The 15,614-nt window shown below is 61.1% G+C and carries 13 protein-coding genes and 1 pseudogene; 5 read left to right on the forward strand and 9 right to left on the reverse strand.

The features are described 5' to 3' along the window. Window positions 1–51 precede the first annotated feature (51 nt). The 4 genes from ACIQTS_RS12490 to ACIQTS_RS12505 form a co-directional block, all read right to left on the reverse strand. Entirely contained in the window at window positions 52–960 is a 909-nt protein-coding gene (locus ACIQTS_RS12490) for an NAD-dependent epimerase/dehydratase family protein (protein WP_402473561.1), read from the reverse strand. An 8-nt stretch (window positions 961–968) separates the two neighbouring features. Beyond that, window positions 969–2,324, reverse strand: coding sequence for a Gfo/Idh/MocA family oxidoreductase (locus tag ACIQTS_RS12495; RefSeq protein WP_365943756.1), 1,356 nt, complete (start codon window positions 2,322–2,324; stop codon window positions 969–971). 96 nt (window positions 2,325–2,420) lie between these two features. Beyond that, window positions 2,421–3,401 carry a carbohydrate ABC transporter permease gene (locus tag ACIQTS_RS12500; RefSeq protein WP_286134060.1) on the reverse strand — a complete coding sequence of 327 codons (981 nt, stop codon included), beginning with the start codon at window positions 3,399–3,401 and terminating at the stop codon, window positions 2,421–2,423. Further along, window positions 3,394–4,320 carry a carbohydrate ABC transporter permease gene (locus ACIQTS_RS12505; RefSeq protein WP_105656291.1) on the reverse strand — a complete coding sequence of 309 codons (927 nt, stop codon included), beginning with the start codon at window positions 4,318–4,320 and terminating at the stop codon, window positions 3,394–3,396. The genes ACIQTS_RS12500 and ACIQTS_RS12505 overlap by 8 nt, the downstream gene beginning before the upstream one ends. Window positions 4,321–4,600: 280 nt before the next feature. Here ACIQTS_RS12505 and ACIQTS_RS12510 point away from each other — a divergent pair, with 280 nt between their 5' ends. The 3 genes from ACIQTS_RS12510 (at window position 4,601) to ACIQTS_RS12520 (ending at window position 7,998) form a co-directional block, all read left to right on the forward strand. Then, entirely contained in the window at window positions 4,601–5,824 is a 1,224-nt protein-coding gene (locus tag ACIQTS_RS12510; RefSeq protein WP_105661983.1) for a mandelate racemase/muconate lactonizing enzyme family protein, read from the forward strand. 260 nt (window positions 5,825–6,084) lie between these two features. Next, on the forward strand, window positions 6,085–7,218 hold the full coding sequence (locus ACIQTS_RS12515; RefSeq protein ID WP_105656289.1) for a mandelate racemase/muconate lactonizing enzyme family protein: 1,134 nt from the start codon (window positions 6,085–6,087) through the stop codon (window positions 7,216–7,218). A gap of 66 nt (window positions 7,219–7,284) precedes the next feature. Next, window positions 7,285–7,998 carry a FadR/GntR family transcriptional regulator gene (locus tag ACIQTS_RS12520; RefSeq protein WP_402473562.1) on the forward strand — a complete coding sequence of 238 codons (714 nt, stop codon included), beginning with the start codon at window positions 7,285–7,287 and terminating at the stop codon, window positions 7,996–7,998. A gap of 94 nt (window positions 7,999–8,092) precedes the next feature. Here ACIQTS_RS12520 and ACIQTS_RS12525 read toward each other — a convergent pair. The 5 genes and pseudogenes from ACIQTS_RS12525 to ACIQTS_RS12545 all read right to left on the reverse strand — a co-directional run bounded on the left by ACIQTS_RS12525 (window position 8,093) and on the right by ACIQTS_RS12545 (window position 13,446). Beyond that, a pseudogene (locus ACIQTS_RS12525) lies at window positions 8,093–9,553 on the reverse strand (gluconate:H+ symporter). Between the two features lie 318 nt (window positions 9,554–9,871). Next, window positions 9,872–10,264 carry a universal stress protein gene (locus ACIQTS_RS12530; protein WP_105656286.1) on the reverse strand — a complete coding sequence of 131 codons (393 nt, stop codon included), beginning with the start codon at window positions 10,262–10,264 and terminating at the stop codon, window positions 9,872–9,874. Next, window positions 10,261–11,790, reverse strand: coding sequence for a tripartite tricarboxylate transporter permease (locus ACIQTS_RS12535; protein ID WP_105656285.1), 1,530 nt, complete (start codon window positions 11,788–11,790; stop codon window positions 10,261–10,263). Before ACIQTS_RS12535 ends, ACIQTS_RS12530 begins: the two co-directional genes overlap by 4 nt. A 23-nt stretch (window positions 11,791–11,813) precedes the next feature. Then, a complete protein-coding gene (locus ACIQTS_RS12540; RefSeq protein WP_105656284.1) occupies window positions 11,814–12,398 on the reverse strand; it encodes a tripartite tricarboxylate transporter TctB family protein in 585 nt (194 codons plus the stop codon). A gap of 49 nt (window positions 12,399–12,447) precedes the next feature. Further along, on the reverse strand, window positions 12,448–13,446 hold the full coding sequence (locus tag ACIQTS_RS12545; RefSeq protein ID WP_105661987.1) for a tripartite tricarboxylate transporter substrate binding protein: 999 nt from the start codon (window positions 13,444–13,446) through the stop codon (window positions 12,448–12,450). 151 nt (window positions 13,447–13,597) lie between these two features. On the opposite strand from ACIQTS_RS12545, the gene ACIQTS_RS12550 reads away from it, so the two are divergent. Both ACIQTS_RS12550 and kdgD read left to right on the forward strand, forming a co-directional pair. Next, the gene (locus ACIQTS_RS12550) at window positions 13,598–14,488 is read left to right on the forward strand and encodes a LysR family transcriptional regulator (protein WP_105656282.1); all 891 of its coding nucleotides are present in this window, start codon (window positions 13,598–13,600) and stop codon (window positions 14,486–14,488) included. Between the two features lie 138 nt (window positions 14,489–14,626). Beyond that, window positions 14,627–15,565: a 5-dehydro-4-deoxyglucarate dehydratase gene (gene kdgD / locus ACIQTS_RS12555; protein WP_402473563.1), complete on the forward strand. Its 939-nt coding sequence runs from the start codon at window positions 14,627–14,629 to the stop codon at window positions 15,563–15,565. The last annotated feature ends 49 nt before the right edge of the window (window positions 15,566–15,614 follow it).

Here is a 15,614-nt window from a genome sequence, read left to right on the forward strand (position 1 = left end):
GGGAAATCCTTTTGAGGTTTCCCAGCCAATAATTTTATGTACCGATGCCCTTTATACGGTGGCCTTCAATTCCGAGCGCCAGCTGCGTTTCGGTTCCCAGCCAAGGACATCTCGCGCTTTCTGGATACTGAAGGCAGGGCTATCCGTGGTGAGTCCCGCTGCGACGTCCTCGAGCTCCGGATAAATCTCTGGGATCAGCTCTGCGAGCGGACGCGTTGCCATGGCATCCTTTGCACCAACGAAGAACACCGAGCCATTCTCGACGCGGTCAAACCGTTCAAGCAGTACCAGCAGGAAATCTGCCACGTCCCGCGCATCAACGTAATTGAATAGCGCAGGCGCTGACAAGCGAGGATCTTGTAGGCGCTCAGCAACAGTGTGTCCCTGCTGCGTTGGAGCGCCGGCCCACTCTTCCTCTGCGATCACATAGCAGGGCCTGAAGGAAGCGAACTTCACCGAACTTGCCGGTCCCATTTTCGCTGCGAACATGGCGGCAATCTGCTCGGCTACGAATTTGGAAAGCCCATAAGCATGCCATGGCTTGGGAACTTCGTTTTCATCAAGAGGCAGCTTCTCCGGCACCCATCCGCCCGGAGAACCATAGCCCATTATTGATGGGCTGGAGGCCAGCACGACCCTGGTAGCACCGGCCTCCACTGCCGCCGAGGTGACGTTATGGGCAATGGTCGCGTTCGTGTGCAGAAGCACCTCTTCCGGGGCCATGAAAGGAACAGCCATTGCCGCGAGGGACACCACCGCTTGCGGAGCAAGCTGCTCGAATAGCGCATGCGTAGCCTTCGCATCCATCAGATCGATGCAGTGATACTCCACGCCATCGAGAGGTTCTTGCGGAATCTGCCTGTCAAGAGAGATCACTTCATGCCCTGCGTGGGAAAACCCCGCGAGCACGGCACGGCCTAAACGCCCTGCTCCCCCGGTGATGACGACTTTTTCACCCATGGCTCCGTTTACACCTTGACCTTCGGTTGAAACGAAATGTCCACGCCCAGGCCAGCACTCCCGACGTCCACGAGCTGCCTGGTTTCCAGCGATTGATTTCCGCAAATCCCGACAGCAATGGCGCGCACACCGTCGATGAATCCGGCTTGCCGCGCATATCCATCCTCGTTGGCTCCGCGGAAGAGCTCTTCGAGCAGGAGCTTGTCGCCGCCACCATGCGATCCATTCGAGTTTTCGATCTGAATCTCCACTGCTTCTTCCCAATGCCGCTGCAAAAGCAATCTCTCGCCTTTCGACCTGGCATTGCCGCTCTGGCCATCATTGCTATATGAAGGATCCACCGGATGCCCGCCGGCCGCGGGCAGTACTGCTGCCCGTTCGACAACGTCCAGTTCCAGGCGTCCTTCCGTCCCGTTCACCGCAACCCGGTATCCTTCCCATGGGCTGTGCGCGTTCAGGGAATATGAAAGCACCGGTCCGTTTTGATACTCAGCAGTCAGGCTCAAATTGTCTTCGATGGTGATCTCGCCATTGAAGACTCCCTGGTCTCGGCGGTACCCATCAAAGTGTTCGTTCTCCAGATAGAGCTTTTCCAACCGCTCATCGCTGCGAAGATCCAAATCAAACGGATCCTTATCGCTTAGCCCGTGGGTACCGCGTTCGTTGGCTTGGCGGCCCCTGAACTCTGCGTTGTCGGGCCCGTAGAACTTCAGCCCTCCTGTTGCAAAGACCTTCTGCGGTGAATCGTCGAGCCACCAATTGACCAGATCGAAATGATGGCTGGACTTATGGATTAGCAAGCCGCCAGAGTTTTCCTTGAGTCGATGCCATCGGCGAAAGTAGTCTGCTCCGTGAACGGTATCCAGCATCCAGTTGAAGTCCACGGATGTGACTTGGCCGATTTTCCCATCGTCGATGGCCTTCTTCAGGGCTGTATTCCGAGGAGAATAACGGTAGTTAAACGTGACCACGATTTGATGGCCGCTTTCTTCCACCGCCCGAGCTATACGAGCGGTGCTCGGCGCATCAATTGTAAGTGGTTTCTCAACTATCACGTCGGCGCCGGCATACAGAGCGGTGCAGATCAGCTCAGCATGCGTGTAGTCCGGGCTCGTGATGATTACCCGGTCAATGTGGCGTTCTCGAATGACTTTGGCCAAGTCTTGCGGGTCAAAGGACCCGACCTTCTCGCCGAAGGTCTGTTCAACTACGTCTTGGTAGTACTCGATTCGCCCCTGGTTGGTATCTGCCAATGCGACAAGTTCAGCGACGTCGCTATGTTCACCGAAGATAGCAGTCAGGTACATTTCGCATCGGTTCCCTGTGCCGATCAGTACGTAGCTGGTGCGTGATGAGCTTCCCATGCGGTTTCTCCTACGATAAGTTTCTGGCGCTTGTGGCTGGTATCGGTCGAGGCCACTGGCCTAGCGCTGTTGTCCTAGGCCAGTGACATATTCCTGCTATTTGATCCCAGTAGTTGCGATGCCCTTGACCAGGTATTTCTGCCCGAAGAGGAAGGCAAGGAATACAGGGACCAACGTGACGATCGACATTGCGAACAGTGCGCCCCAGTTGGATTCTCCGGTGGAGTCTATGAATGCGTTGAGCGCAACTTGCACGGTGTAATTACTCGGGTTGGTGAGGTAGATCAGTGAGGTAAAGAAGTCGCTCCAGGTCCAGATGAACGTGAAGATTGCCGTAGTTGCCAAGGCTGGAACCATAAGCGGCAGGATGATCTGCAGGAAGATCCGTGGATGGCCGGCGCCATCGATTCGGGCTGCTTCATCCATATCCTTAGGGATTCCTCGGATGAATTGGATCATCAGGAAGATGAAGAACCCATCCGTGGCAAGCAGTTTCGGAACGATGATTGGCCAGAAGGTATTGACCCAGCCGATCTGAGAAAACATGATGTACTGCGGAACGATAATCACGTGGATCGGCAGCATGATGGTCATCAGCATCAGCGCGAACATAATCTTCTTGAACTTGAAGTCAAGCCTGGCAAATGCGTATGCCGCCATGGAGCAGGACACCAAGTTGCCAAGGATGCATCCCAAAACCAAAATCGCAGAGTTCATCAAGTACTTGCTGAAAGGTTCAGACAGCGCGTTCCAACCGCTGGGGTAGTTATTCCAGTCCACCTGGGAAATAACCAAACCGGCCTCGCGGAAGATCAGGTCGTTCGGGCGGAAGGAGCTAGCTACCATCCACAGCAATGGATAGATCATGACTCCGGCACCCAGGATCAGCAGCGCATGCTTTAGCAATGAGCGCATTGAAACCTTGAACTTCGGGCTCTTACCCTTTACGGTCTTGCCTCGTTCATCAGTACCGCCAACCGGCGGCTTTTTTCCGAGAAGTTCTTCCTCATCAAGCACGAGTTCTTGCGGTGACCCACCGCGTACTTGCGAATCTGGAAGTGAAGTTTGATTAGTCATCGTAAAACACCCAATACTTAGAAACGAAGAAGTTCACAGCGGTAAATGCACCAACTATGAGCACCAGGAGCCATGCCATGGCTGAGGCATAACCCATATCGAACTGTTTGAATCCTTGCTGGTACAGGTAGAGCGTGAAGAACATGGTGGAATCGGCAGGACCGCCCGATCCATTGGACACGATGAAAGCTTGAGTGAAGTTCTGGAAGGCCCCAATGATCTGCAGGACCAGGTTGAAGAAAATAATGGGGCTAATCATCGGCAACGTGATACTCAGGAACTGCCGCCATTTGCTCGCCCCATCAATGGAGGCTGCTTCGTAATACATCATGGGAACTTGACGCAGACCTGCAAGGAAGATCACCATCGGTGAGCCGAAGGTCCACACGTTGAGCAAGATCAGGCTTCCAAGTGACGTGTTTGGATCGGAGATCCATCCAATGCCTTGGATACCGACCAATTCCAAGAGCTGATTCACCAGGCCGGTGGTACCGAAAATCTGCTTCCACAGCACTGCGATTGCAACTGAGGAACCCAGCATGGAAGGCAGGTAGAAAATTGAGCGGTAAAAAGAGAGCCCGCGCATTCCCCGGTCAAGCAAGATTGCTACGGCGAGGGCCACTGCCAGCTGCAACGGAACACCGATCAAAACGTAGGTGAACGTGACCCGCAATGAATTATGCAGCCGCTGGTCGTCGAGCATCCGTTCAATGTTCTCAAACCCTGAAAAGGACGGAGCCTGCAAAAGGTTGTAGTCCGTAAACGCAAGATACAGCGACATGGCCATGGGCCCCAGGGTGATAAGGAATAACCCGATCGTCCACGGAATGAGGAAGATATGCGCTGCCTTGTTGTCCTTGGGAGGGACTTTGCGGCCATTGTTCTTGCTGAGGTTCTGCAGTTCGGCAATGGCGCTCATTGACCACTACCTCCTTTCGACGAAACGCGAAGGCAGCCCTTACGAATCGGGACCGACATGAGTGACTCCTTGCTAGAAGCGCTTGGTGAAGATGATTCGAAATCGACTTCAGGAATGCGCTTTCCAATCTCTATTCCTCAACGCTAAACTAAACACCAACGTGAGGTCAACCACACTGGCGAGATAGGTTTGAGGAATCGCCTCGGAGCCACCGCTGGACGCCATCACACGGTGCGTACAGTCGCTGGATGCGTCCATATGAAAATAGGAGATCAGTAAAATGTCGCAGGCCAAAGACGGTTTAAGTGACACTATCGTGTCAATAGAGCTCTATCGGATATCACTGCCTTTTGATGCCGCGCGGCGAAGCCAGGAAGATTCCAATGCGGAATCAATCGATGCTTTCAATGCATCATCACGCACGTTGACCCAGATGGAATCATTAATGGTGAAGGTGCAAACCGCGGATGGGTTCACCGGCTGGGGCGAAGCCTTCGGCCACAAATCCAATCCCGCGACATGGGCTGCCCTTGAACAGATCGTGGCCCCCTTTTTCTTGGGGCGTTCATCGGCCCTCGACGGGAGCATTGCCTCGGCAGAATATGCATTCCACGCTTTCGGGCGCACCGGACCCATTCACTTCGCACTATCCGCAGTGGACATCGCTCTTTGGGATATAGCGGCACGTCGTGCAGGACAGACGCTGCGGGAATTCATCAATATCGATGCCCGCCATGAAATCAATGCCTACGCGTCTTTGGTCCACTATGCCGAGGATCCGCAGGAGGTTGCTTTTCATCTTTCCAGGGCTTTGGAACACGGATTCAAGGCGTTCAAAATCCATGAGTCCTCGATTCCAGCCATCAAGGCCGCACGGCAGGCCGTGGGCTCCCACCCGCTGATGGTCGATGTCAATTGCAAGTGGCATCATCCAGCCGAAGCCGGGTCGTCGATTGCTGCCATGGCGGCCCTGGAGCTGCTGTGGATCGAAGAACCGATCTTCCCGCCAGATGATTCGCAATCACTAGCCGCCCTCAATGCTCGTTTCGGCAACGTCTCCGGTGGAGAAAACCATTCAGGGGTCCAGGGGCTGACCTCGGATATGGAACTCGGCGCCCTGCAGTTTGCCCAGCCTAGCGTCGGAAAGATTGGCGGACTCAGCGCCATGCTCAAAATTCGCGAGGCGGGTCAACGGCTTAATGTCCATGTGGTGCCACACTGCTTCTACTACGGTCCGGCCCTCCTGGCCACCGCGCAGCTGATCGCCGCAGACCAGGAAGTCCAGCTTGCCAACGGGTCACTCCGTCCGGAATTGGAAATCCCCTTCCTCGGTTGGGAAACCCAGCTCCACCCTTGGCATGCGCCGCATCAGGGGAAGCTCACTAACGAGGGTACGATCCGTCTGCCAACGGAAGCCGGGCTCGGTTTCACTCCGGATCCAGTCGTTCTTGAAAACCATGCCCTCAAGCATCTGGTCTTGACCACTGCGCCTTGCGAAGGGTAAATGATCCGGCAAGGCAATAGCCGCTTCAAGCATTGCGGACAGCCCGAGATTGCCTGGAGCCCCGCCGTCCAGACGGGAACCTGCCGTGGTTTCAAGCACCCGAGCGGCAGCTCCGGGCGCATTCGACCACAGAGAAGAAAGGGGCAGCAGGCCACCGAAGAAAACACTCGAAAAATCACTTGTGTAATAAGTTCTTTACTTATAGGATAAGTAATTAAATGAGCTTACCCCCACAGTGATCCCAACAGGAGATTCCCGCCATGACCTATACCCCCGACGCCATCCGCCACGTCAAGCTTTCAACGGCCCGGTTGCCGCTGGCCACACCGATCTCCGATGCGAAAGTTTTCACCGGTCGCCAGAAGCCAATGACCGAGGTGGTCTTCCTCTTCGCGGAGATCACCACGGAACAGGGCCATGAGGGTTTCGGGTTCTCCTACTCCAAGCGGGCTGGCGGTCCTGCACAGTACGCCCATGCCAAGGAAGTCGCACAAGCGATGATTGGCGAAGATCCAAGTGACATCGCCAAGTTGTACACCAAGCTCCTCTGGGCCGGCGCTTCGGTGGGCCGCTCTGGTGTGGCGACCCAGGCGTTGGCCGCACTTGATATCGCGCTCTACGACATGAAAGCCAAGCGCGCGGGGCTTCCGCTAGCCAAGTTCCTCGGCTCCCACCGCGATTCGGTGCGCACCTACAATACTTCCGGCGGCTTCTTGAACGCCAGCATCGAGGAGGTCAAGGATCGGGCTACCCAGTCCATCGAGGAAGGGATCGGCGGCATCAAGATCAAGGTCGGCCTGCCGGACAGCGCCGAAGACCTGCGCCGCGTTGCCGCAGTGCGCGAGCATATTGGCCCGGATTTCCCGCTCATGGTCGACGCCAACCAGCAATGGGACCGCGCTACCGCATTGCGCATGGGGCGCAGGCTCGAGGAGTTCAACCTCGTCTGGATCGAAGAACCGCTGGATGCCTACGATGCTGAAGGCCATGCGGCCCTGACCGCTGCCCTGGATACGCCAATAGCCACAGGAGAGATGCTTGCTTCGGTATCCGAGCACGAACGCCTGATTGCCGCACGCGCCTGCGACATCATCCAGCCTGACGCTCCCCGGGTTGGTGGCATCACCCAGTTCCAGAGACTGGCAACTTTCGCTGACCAGGCTGGGCTGGATCTGGCACCGCACTTCGCAATGGAAATCCACTTGCATCTGGCAGCAGCGTACCCACGCGAGCCTTGGGTGGAGCACTTCGACTGGCTCGACCCGCTGTTCAATGAGCACTTGGAAACCAAGGACGGCCGGATGATCGTTCCGAACAGGCCAGGGCTCGGCTTCACCCTGAGCGACCAGGCCCGCGCGTGGACCACCGAAACCGCGCAATTCGGCACCGCCTGAGTCCCCATGACTGGACCTTCGCGCCGGAACCGCCTGCCAGGCGGTTCCGGCGCTTATCCTTTAAGCATGCACAAAGCCAAACCCAATCTGGCATCGGCCTTGGTCGGGCACCTGCGCGCGCAGATCAGCGGCGGGGCCATTCCTCCGGGACAGAAGCTGCCCAGCGAGAACGAGCTGATCGCCGAGCACGGGGTATCGCGCACCGTGGTCCGCGAGGCCATTACCCGGCTGCAGGCCGAAGGGCTGGTCTACACGCGGCGCGGCGCGGGCAGCTTCGCTTTGACTCCTCCACCGCCCGCCGAGCCTGCCGCTCAAGCACTGGTTCCGCGTACCGTCGAGGAACGCCGCCAGTTGATCGAGTACCGGGTGGGTTTCGAGACCGAGGCCGCCGCCGTCGCGGCCCGCTCCCGCACCGCGCAGGATTTGTCCGCAATGGACCAGGCCCTGCGGGGCTTCGAGGCAGCAGCGGGCAATGCGGCGGTGAGCATGAGCTGCGATTTCGAGTTCCACCTGGCCGTGGCCAGGGCTACCGGCAATCCCTACTTCGGCCAGGCTGTGGAGAATTTCGGTCCCTCCATGATCGCGATGCCGCGCGGCCGGCTGGATTCGGCCGACACGATCACCGCCGACCGGCTGGGTTCGGTGGCCGCAGAGCACCGCGCCGTGCGTGATGCCATTGCCTCCGGCGACCCGCACATGGCGGCCGCGGCCATGCGCATGCATCTGGGCAACTCCATGCTGCGGCTGCAATCCGAAGCGGGGCTCGGCCCCGCGCTTTAGGGCCGGGACGCGGAAAAGACCTCCGGCTGGCCGTGGCAGCTGCCATCAGCTCCATGTCGCCGAGAGGTCTTTCCTTCAAAGTTCCGTACCGGGCCTAGGTGATCACCAGGTCCAGTGCGAAGACCCCGAGCAACCCGAGTACCGCCAACGTCGTGGTGTAGGTGGTGCGCACCGCGAGCGCCTGCCCGACATTGAGGTTGAAATACTCCTTGAACATCCAGAAGCCCGGGTCGTTCACGTGGCTGAAGGCGATCGAGCCTCAGGCGGTGGCCAGCACCATCAGCTCAGGCGACGCTCCGGTGGCCGCGACCAGCGGTGCAGCGATGCCGGCGGCGGTCGATACCGCCACCGTAGCTGATCCCAGCGCGATGCGCAGGATCACCGCAATGATCCAGGCCAGGAACAGCGGGCTGAGATTCCACCCCGCAGTGGTGTCCGCAATGTAGTCGGCAATGCCGGCGGAAACCAACACCTGCTTGAAGGCACCGCCGGCACCGATGACCAGCAGGATCATGGCCATGGCCCGCGCGGCCTCGCTCATCGACTTGGCGACCTGCGCCATGGAACGGTTGTTCAGCGGGCCGAAGGCGGCAATCGCCACCAGCAGGGCGATCAGCAACGCAATTTCCGCCGAGCCCAGCAGCGCGAGCACATCGTCGGCCTCCTCGCTCAGCGTCACGGTCATGCGCAGGATTTCCGAACCGGCAATCAGCACGATGGGCAGCAGCGCCACCAGGAAGGACAAGGCGCCCGAGGGCAGCTCGTCGTCGGCGAAGTCCTTTTCCGCGAGCAGCCCCGAGGGCATCTGCGGGTTCATCTGCCGCACGAAGGACAGCCGCGGCCAGGCCATCGCAATGGCCACACCGGCCGGAATGGCGATGAGCAGGCCGTAGGCCAGCGTCAATCCGACCGATGCGTTGTACAGCCCGGCCACTGCGGTCGGACCCGGGTGCGGGGGCAAGAAGGAATGCATGGTGGACAGCGAAATGGACATGGGCAGGCCCACCCACAGCAGGTTGACCTTGGTGGCGCGCACCAGGGTGAAGGCGACCGGCACCAGGATCACGAACGCGACCTCGTAGAACATGGTCACGCCGATCAGCATCGCGGAAATAATCATGGCCCACTGCACGCCACGCTCGCCGAAGACCGAGAGGATCTTGCGGGCAATGCGCTGCGCCGCCCCGGCGTCGCCCATGACGCGGCCAATCATGGCACCCAGGCCGATGACGACGGCGGTGCTTCCCAGCTGCCCGCCCAGGCCCTCGGTGATGATCTCCGGGATGTCAGCGACGCCCGCGGGCTCGCCGTCCACGCTCAGCGATCCGGTGGCGACGGCCCAGAAGGCCACGAGGGTGGCGACGAGGATCAGGGCGATGAATCCGTTGAGCTTGAACCTCATCATGAGGATCAGCAGCACGACTACCGCCAGCGCTACGACAAGCAGGGGCATAAAGGGGCTCCGATCTGGGGAATACTTTGGAAAAGGGTGGAATCTCGGCATCGCGGGTGGCGGCGAGGTCTTGGGTTTACGTGAGCTGCCGCATATCGCCATGTGCCTGTAGTCACGTTAGTAAGCCGGGATCGCTCCCGTCCAAGACTCGATCCGCATGTTTTGATACCCAGCCGGCATCGCGTTGCGTGCCCGGGTGGCGGCCATCCCCGCGATCCCGCGACATTCCGGCACTCCGCGCCCGGTAGCGCATTCGGCTCGGCGTTTCGGCGCTCCCCGGGAACCATTCATTGAGTGACGAGCCTCACAATAGTTGAAGCGCTGCAACCATTGAGGAGCCACCGGACCGTGGACGCGCAAAGACCGCGGAAGGCTTCCATTGAAGCCTTCCGCGGCCCTTGGCAGCGGTGCGGTAGCGGGTCAGCCGGCCTTGACGGCCAGCACCGGATGCTGTGCCTGCAGCAGGATTCGCTGGGCGTGCGAGCCCATGATGAACTTGCCCACCTGGCTGCGCTGGCGCAGCCCGATGACGATCAAGGACACCTCGTGCTTCTCGGCCAGCCCCAGGAACTCCTCGGTCAGGTCATCACGGTAGCTGGACTCCACGATGCGAGCCTCGACTCCCGCCGCGGCGGCAGCTAGCAGCACGCGTTCCAGGTCCTCGGGCGAAGCGGTGTGCTTGTCCACCAGCGACCCCTCGCGCGAGGAGTTCACGATCAGCAACGGTTCGGCGCGCAGCTTCGCCTCGATGATGGCCGCGTCGACGGCGGCCTGCCCTACTGGGGTGGGGACGTATCCCACGATGATGCTCATGCGTTTTCCTTTTCCTTTACGGCCTGCACGGCCACCAAGCGGTTCTTGCGCTGATCGATGGCGGACTTGATCATCGGCCACACGGCCACGAACACGAACACCACCAGCAGCGTTGCGGAGATGGGTCGGGACAGGAAGCCCGAGGGGTCGCCTTCCAGCACCAGCAGGGATCGGCGCAGGTTGGATTCCAGCAGGCTGCCCAGCACGAACGCCAGCACCAGCGGGCCGGGCTCGAAACCGAATTTCTTCATCAGGTAGCCCACGGCGCCGAACATGACCACCAGCATCACGTCGAACATGGAGTTGCGGATGGTGTACGCGCCCAGCAGGGTAATCAACGCGGTGATCGGCGCCAGGATCGCGGCGCGGATGCGCAGGATCCGCACGAATACCCCGATCAGCGGGATCGACATGATCAGCAGCAGGATGTTGCCGATATACATCGAGTTCACCACGCCCCAGAACAATTCCGGGTCATTGGAGATCAGCTGCGGGCCGGGGGTGACCCCCTGGATCAGTAACGCCCCGAAGATGATCGCCATTGTCGCATTCGCAGGAATGCCCAGAGTCAGCAATGGGATGAACGAGCTGGTCGCCGCCGCATTGTTCGCGGTTTCCGGTCCGGCGACACCCTCGATCGCCCCCTTGCCGAAGCGCGTAGGGTCCTTGGCGGTCTTCTTCTCCAGCGCGTAGGAGGCCAGCGAGGAGATCGTCGCGCCGCCGCCAGGCAAGATGCCCAGGAAGAAGCCGAGCACCGACCCGCGGCCGATCGCCCCGGAGGCCTGCTTCAGGTCCTGGCGCCGCGGCCACACGTTGGCCACCTTCAGCGGGGCGGACACGGCCCGGTGCCGCTCCTCCAGGTTGTAGAGGATCTCGCCCACGCCGAACAGGCCCATGGCGATCGGCACGAAGTCGATCCCGTCGGCCAGCGACAGGTTGCCGAAGGTGAAGCGCTCGGCCCCGGTGAAGCCATCGCGACCCACCGTGGCCAGGAACAGGCCCAACGCCGCGGCGATGATCGCCTTGATCTTGGAGCCTCCGGAGATGGTGGCCACCAGCAAGATGCCCAGCAGCGCCAGCGCCGTGTACTCCGGCGGGCCGAAGTCCAGCGCGAAACTGGCCACCAGCGGAGCCAGGAAGGTCAGGCCCACAATGGCGATCGTGCCGCCAATAAACGAGCCGATGGCGGCAATGCCCAGTGCGGTGCCGGCCCGGCCCTGCTTGGCCATGACATAGCCGTCGAAGACCGTCACCACCGAGCTGGCCTCGCCGGGAAGGCGCAGCAGCACCGAGGTGATCGTGCCGCCGTACTGGGCACCGTAGAAGATGCCGGCCAGCATGATGATGGCGGTCACCGGCTCGACACCGTAGGTCAACGGCAGCAGGATCGCGATCGTGGCCGCCGGGCCCAGGCCCGGCAGCACGCCGATCAGCATGCCAATGACAACGCCGAGCAGGCAATACAAGAGGTTTGTGGGGTCCAGGACGGTGCCGAAGCCGTCCAGGACTGGTCCGAAGAAGTCCATGGGAGTCAACCTTTAATTGCGACTTAGAACAGTCGGGGAATCGTGGTGCCGAGCGCGGCAATGAAGATGGCGTAGAAGGCCACGACCACCAGCACCGAATACAAGGCGGCAGAGCGCCAGCGCTCACCGCCCAGCCAGCGCATCCACACGAAGCACAGCAGCAGCGCGGGAATCTCGAAGCCGATCAGCGGCATGAGCACCACCATCAGGATCAGGGTGGCGAAACCAATGACGGTGTACCAGCTCATGGCACTGAACTTCTCCCCGTCCTGCCCGCCGCGCCTGCCCACGATGAGCTGCACCACGGCCATGACGGCGGCAATCAGCGTGACAATGAAGGGCCACATCCCGGCGCTGGGCGCCGCGGGGGTGCCCAGCCCCAGGCCAACGGACAGCGCCATGCCGGCGCAGCCCAGCGCGAGCACCACCAGGCTGGAGGCAAGGTTCGCCACCGGTCCGGCCGGTTCCGGGGCCTCGGCTTCCCACTGGGCGGCGAGTTCCTCCGGGGTCAGCGCCTCGGGCGACGAATCGTCCTCGGGCTGCACCGGGCCGGATTCCGCGCGGGGCGCGGCGGGCACCGGCGGGCGTTCAACGTGTTTGGCTTGCATGATGTTGTCCTGTGCTTGAAGTGTTCCGGATCAGCTGGCTGCCGGGAGGCTACTTGCCGGCCAGCGAGATGTCGTACTCATCGGTCAGTTCCTTGTACTTCGCGGCCAGCTCATTCCATTCGGCGGTGACTTCCTCGCCGGAAATCTCGTTCGGAGTCAGCATGTTCTTCTCGTTGAACGAGGTGTAGGTGTCCGTGGCTACCGCGTCCTTGATGGAGGCCACCAGCTTCTGCTTGGCGTCATCGCTCAGGCCCTTCGGGGCTGCGATGGCGCGGTACTGGGAGACCGGGACTTCATAGCCTGCCTCGATGGCGGTGGGCACATCGGGAAGGAACTCATTGCGCTCGGAGGAGAAGACCACGATCGGGGTGACGGTGCCGGCGTCGATCTGCGGCTTGGCTTCGCCCAGCTGCACTGTGGAGACCTGTACCTGGTCGCCCATGACGGCGGTCAGTGCCGGGGAACCCGAGTCGAATGGTACTGTGGTGCCTTCGATGCCCGCCTGGGCCAGGATCAGTTCCTGGGCCAGCTGCGAGCCGGTGCCCACGCCGGTAGTGCCGAAGGACAGCTTCTTGCCGCTGTTCTTGATGTCATCGAAGTTCTCCATCCCCGACTTGGTGCTGGCTACCATGACGTAGTCATCCTGGCTCAGTCCCATGAGGACATCGAGGTCATCGAGCGAAACCGCCTCGTCCGCGGATACCGCCAGCGGGGTAATGGTGATCAACGAGGCGTTGAGCAGCACGAGGTTCTGCCCGTCCGGGGCCATGGCCGCCACTTCTTCGGTGGCCAGCGCGCCGTTGGCGCCCGGCTTGTTCACCACGGGCAGGGCCACGCCCAGGGAATCCGCCATGCCGTCCGCCGCGGCGCGCGCGATCAGGTCGGTGGAGCCGCCAGGCGCCTGGCCGACGGTCAGGGTGATGGGGCCGCTGGGGAATTCGGCGGAGGCCGAGCCCCCGCCGACGTTGCCGCCGCAGGCGGAAAGCGCTAGTACCGCGCCAGTGGCCGAGAGGGCGAGCAGCGAGCGGCGAGTCAAGCGATTTTTCATGGGAAGTTCTCCTGTGGTGTCGAGTGTGGGACCCCGGCCGAGGCCTCGAGTGAGACAGCTCACCTTGCTGGTCTTGGAGTCAAGCGTAGAAACTTGAAGTGATGCATGTCCAAGGTTGAATGTGCATAGAATGATTCCAGAAAGGTATCAAATGTTTACTCTGGACCAAGCACGCAGTTTCGTTGCCGTTGCCGAGGAATTGCACTTCGGCCGTGCCGCCGAGCGGCTGAACATGACCCAGCCGCCGCTGAGCCGGCAGATCCAGAAACTCGAGCGCACGGTCGGCGTGGAACTGCTCGAGCGCGACAACCGCCGCGTGGCCCTCACCGCGGCGGGCCATGCTTTCCTCCAGGATGCCCGCCGGCTGGTCGTGGCCGCCGAGCGTGCCCCGGACAATGCCCGCCGCATCGCCGCCGGCCAGCTGGGCGAGCTGCGCATCGGCTTCACCGCGGCCTCGGGCTTCAGCCTGCTCGGCCCGCTGCTGGGAGAAATCTCGGCGCAGATGCCGCAGGTGCACCTGGAGCTGTCGGAAATGGTGACCGGCGAGCAGGTCGACGCCCTGCTGGACGGCGACATCGATCTGGGCTTGGCCCGCCCGCCCTTCGACGAGAAGCTCTTCGAATCCGCACTGCTATTAACCGAGGGGCTCTACGTGGCAGTGCCCTCCGGCCACCGGCTGGCCCGGCTGCAGCGGGAGGTATTGTTCGATGACCTGCGCAACGAACCGCTGATCATGCACTCCCCCACCAAGGCCCGCTACTTCTACGACCTGGTGGTGCGCCGCGTCGACATCGAGCACAAGAACGTGCGCCATACCGTCAGCCAGGTGCTGACCATGCTCGCGCTGGTCTCCGCCGGGCGCGGTATTGCTTTCGTCCCGGAGAGTGCCAAGCTGCTGGGCGTGGGCGGGGTCAGCTACCTGCGGCTTGGCGAGGTTACCGACGATCCGGTGCAGCTGCACGCCATCTGGAGCAAGTCCTCGCGCAATCCGGCGCTGGAACGGGTGGTCTCGATCGTGCGCCACGCGCTGCACGCTGAATGATGCACAGTAGGTATCAAACAATACAAATATGGGCTTGGACAGGCATCATAGAGGGTTCCTAGGCTGAGGGTAATACCAATGCACCGCCCCCAGCTTTCCCGTCTCGCCTGAGGTGGGAACCAGTCAAAGGAACAAACCATGGCCCAGTACACCCCCGCCGAACTTGCCGCCAAGCTCAAGGACGGGTTGCTCTCCTTCCCGGTCACCGCATTCGACGCGAACCTAGAAATCGACGAGGCCGCGTACCGCAACCACCTGGCCTGGCAGTCCAGCTTCGATGTCGCGGGACTGTTCGCCGCCGGAGGCACGGGCGAAGGCTTCACGCTGACCCCGGCAGAGGCCTCGCGTGTGGTCCGCATGGCAGTGGAAGAAGCCGGCTCCAAGGTTCCGGTGCTGGCCTCGGCCGGCGGTTCGACCAAGCAGGCCATCCAGAATGCGCAAGACGCCGAGGCCGCAGGGGCCGAGGGCCTGCTGCTGCTGCCGCCGTACCTGACCGAATGCGACCAGGAAGGGCTCTACCAGCACGCGTCGGCCATCTGCGCATCGACGACGACCGGCGTAATCGTCTACAACCGCGCCAACGCGATCTATTCGGCGGACACCGTGGCCCGGCTGGCCGATAACCACGAGAACTTCATCGGCTTCAAGGACGCGCTGGGCGACATCGAGCACCTGACCAAGGTGTACGCCAAGAATGGCGACCGCCTGTTCTACCTGGGCGGGCTGCCTACCGCGGAGACCTTCGCGCTGCCGCTGCTGCAGCTGGGCATGAGCACCTACTCCTCGGCCATGTACAACTTCGTTCCGGAATTCGCGCTGGACTTCTACAAGGATGTGCGCGCCCAGGACCTGAAGGCGGTCAACGAGAAGCTGAACCGCTTCGTGCTGCCGTACCTGGAAATCCGCGACCGCGTCAAGGGCTACGGCGTATCCATCGTCAAGGGCGGGCTGAAGGCCATCGGCCGCGACTCCGGCTCGGTGCGCCCGCCGCTGCAGGATCTGACCGAGCAGGACCTGGCGGACCTGTCCGCGCTGATCCAGCAGGCAGGCATCGTTCCCGCCGGCGCGAGCCTCTGACCAGCACTGGCACTTTACGACACACCAATCAGTCGACTCAGGAGCAATT

The sequence above is a fragment of the Glutamicibacter sp. NPDC090743 genome (assembly GCF_044769125.1).
Lineage (GTDB): Bacteria > Actinomycetota > Actinomycetes > Actinomycetales > Micrococcaceae > Glutamicibacter.

Excerpts from the sequence above, each read along its gene's own strand:
- ACIQTS_RS12490 (WP_402473561.1), bottom strand. The coding sequence starts at position 960 with ATGGGTGAAAAAGTCGTCATCACCGGGGGAGCAGGGCGTTTAGGCCGT.
- ACIQTS_RS12495 (WP_365943756.1), bottom strand. The coding sequence starts at position 2,324 with ATGGGAAGCTCATCACGCACCAGCTACGTACTGATCGGCACAGGGAAC.
- ACIQTS_RS12500 (WP_286134060.1), bottom strand. The coding sequence starts at position 3,401 with ATGACTAATCAAACTTCACTTCCAGATTCGCAAGTACGCGGTGGGTCA.
- ACIQTS_RS12505 (WP_105656291.1), bottom strand. The coding sequence starts at position 4,320 with ATGAGCGCCATTGCCGAACTGCAGAACCTCAGCAAGAACAATGGCCGC.
- ACIQTS_RS12510 (WP_105661983.1), top strand. The coding sequence starts at position 4,601 with ATGTCGCAGGCCAAAGACGGTTTAAGTGACACTATCGTGTCAATAGAG.
- ACIQTS_RS12515 (WP_105656289.1), top strand. The coding sequence starts at position 6,085 with ATGACCTATACCCCCGACGCCATCCGCCACGTCAAGCTTTCAACGGCC.
- ACIQTS_RS12520 (WP_402473562.1), top strand. The coding sequence starts at position 7,285 with ATGCACAAAGCCAAACCCAATCTGGCATCGGCCTTGGTCGGGCACCTG.
- ACIQTS_RS12530 (WP_105656286.1), bottom strand. The coding sequence starts at position 10,264 with ATGAGCATCATCGTGGGATACGTCCCCACCCCAGTAGGGCAGGCCGCC.
- ACIQTS_RS12535 (WP_105656285.1), bottom strand. The coding sequence starts at position 11,790 with ATGGACTTCTTCGGACCAGTCCTGGACGGCTTCGGCACCGTCCTGGAC.
- ACIQTS_RS12540 (WP_105656284.1), bottom strand. The coding sequence starts at position 12,398 with ATGCAAGCCAAACACGTTGAACGCCCGCCGGTGCCCGCCGCGCCCCGC.
- ACIQTS_RS12545 (WP_105661987.1), bottom strand. The coding sequence starts at position 13,446 with ATGAAAAATCGCTTGACTCGCCGCTCGCTGCTCGCCCTCTCGGCCACT.
- ACIQTS_RS12550 (WP_105656282.1), top strand. The coding sequence starts at position 13,598 with ATGTTTACTCTGGACCAAGCACGCAGTTTCGTTGCCGTTGCCGAGGAA.
- kdgD (WP_402473563.1), top strand. The coding sequence starts at position 14,627 with ATGGCCCAGTACACCCCCGCCGAACTTGCCGCCAAGCTCAAGGACGGG.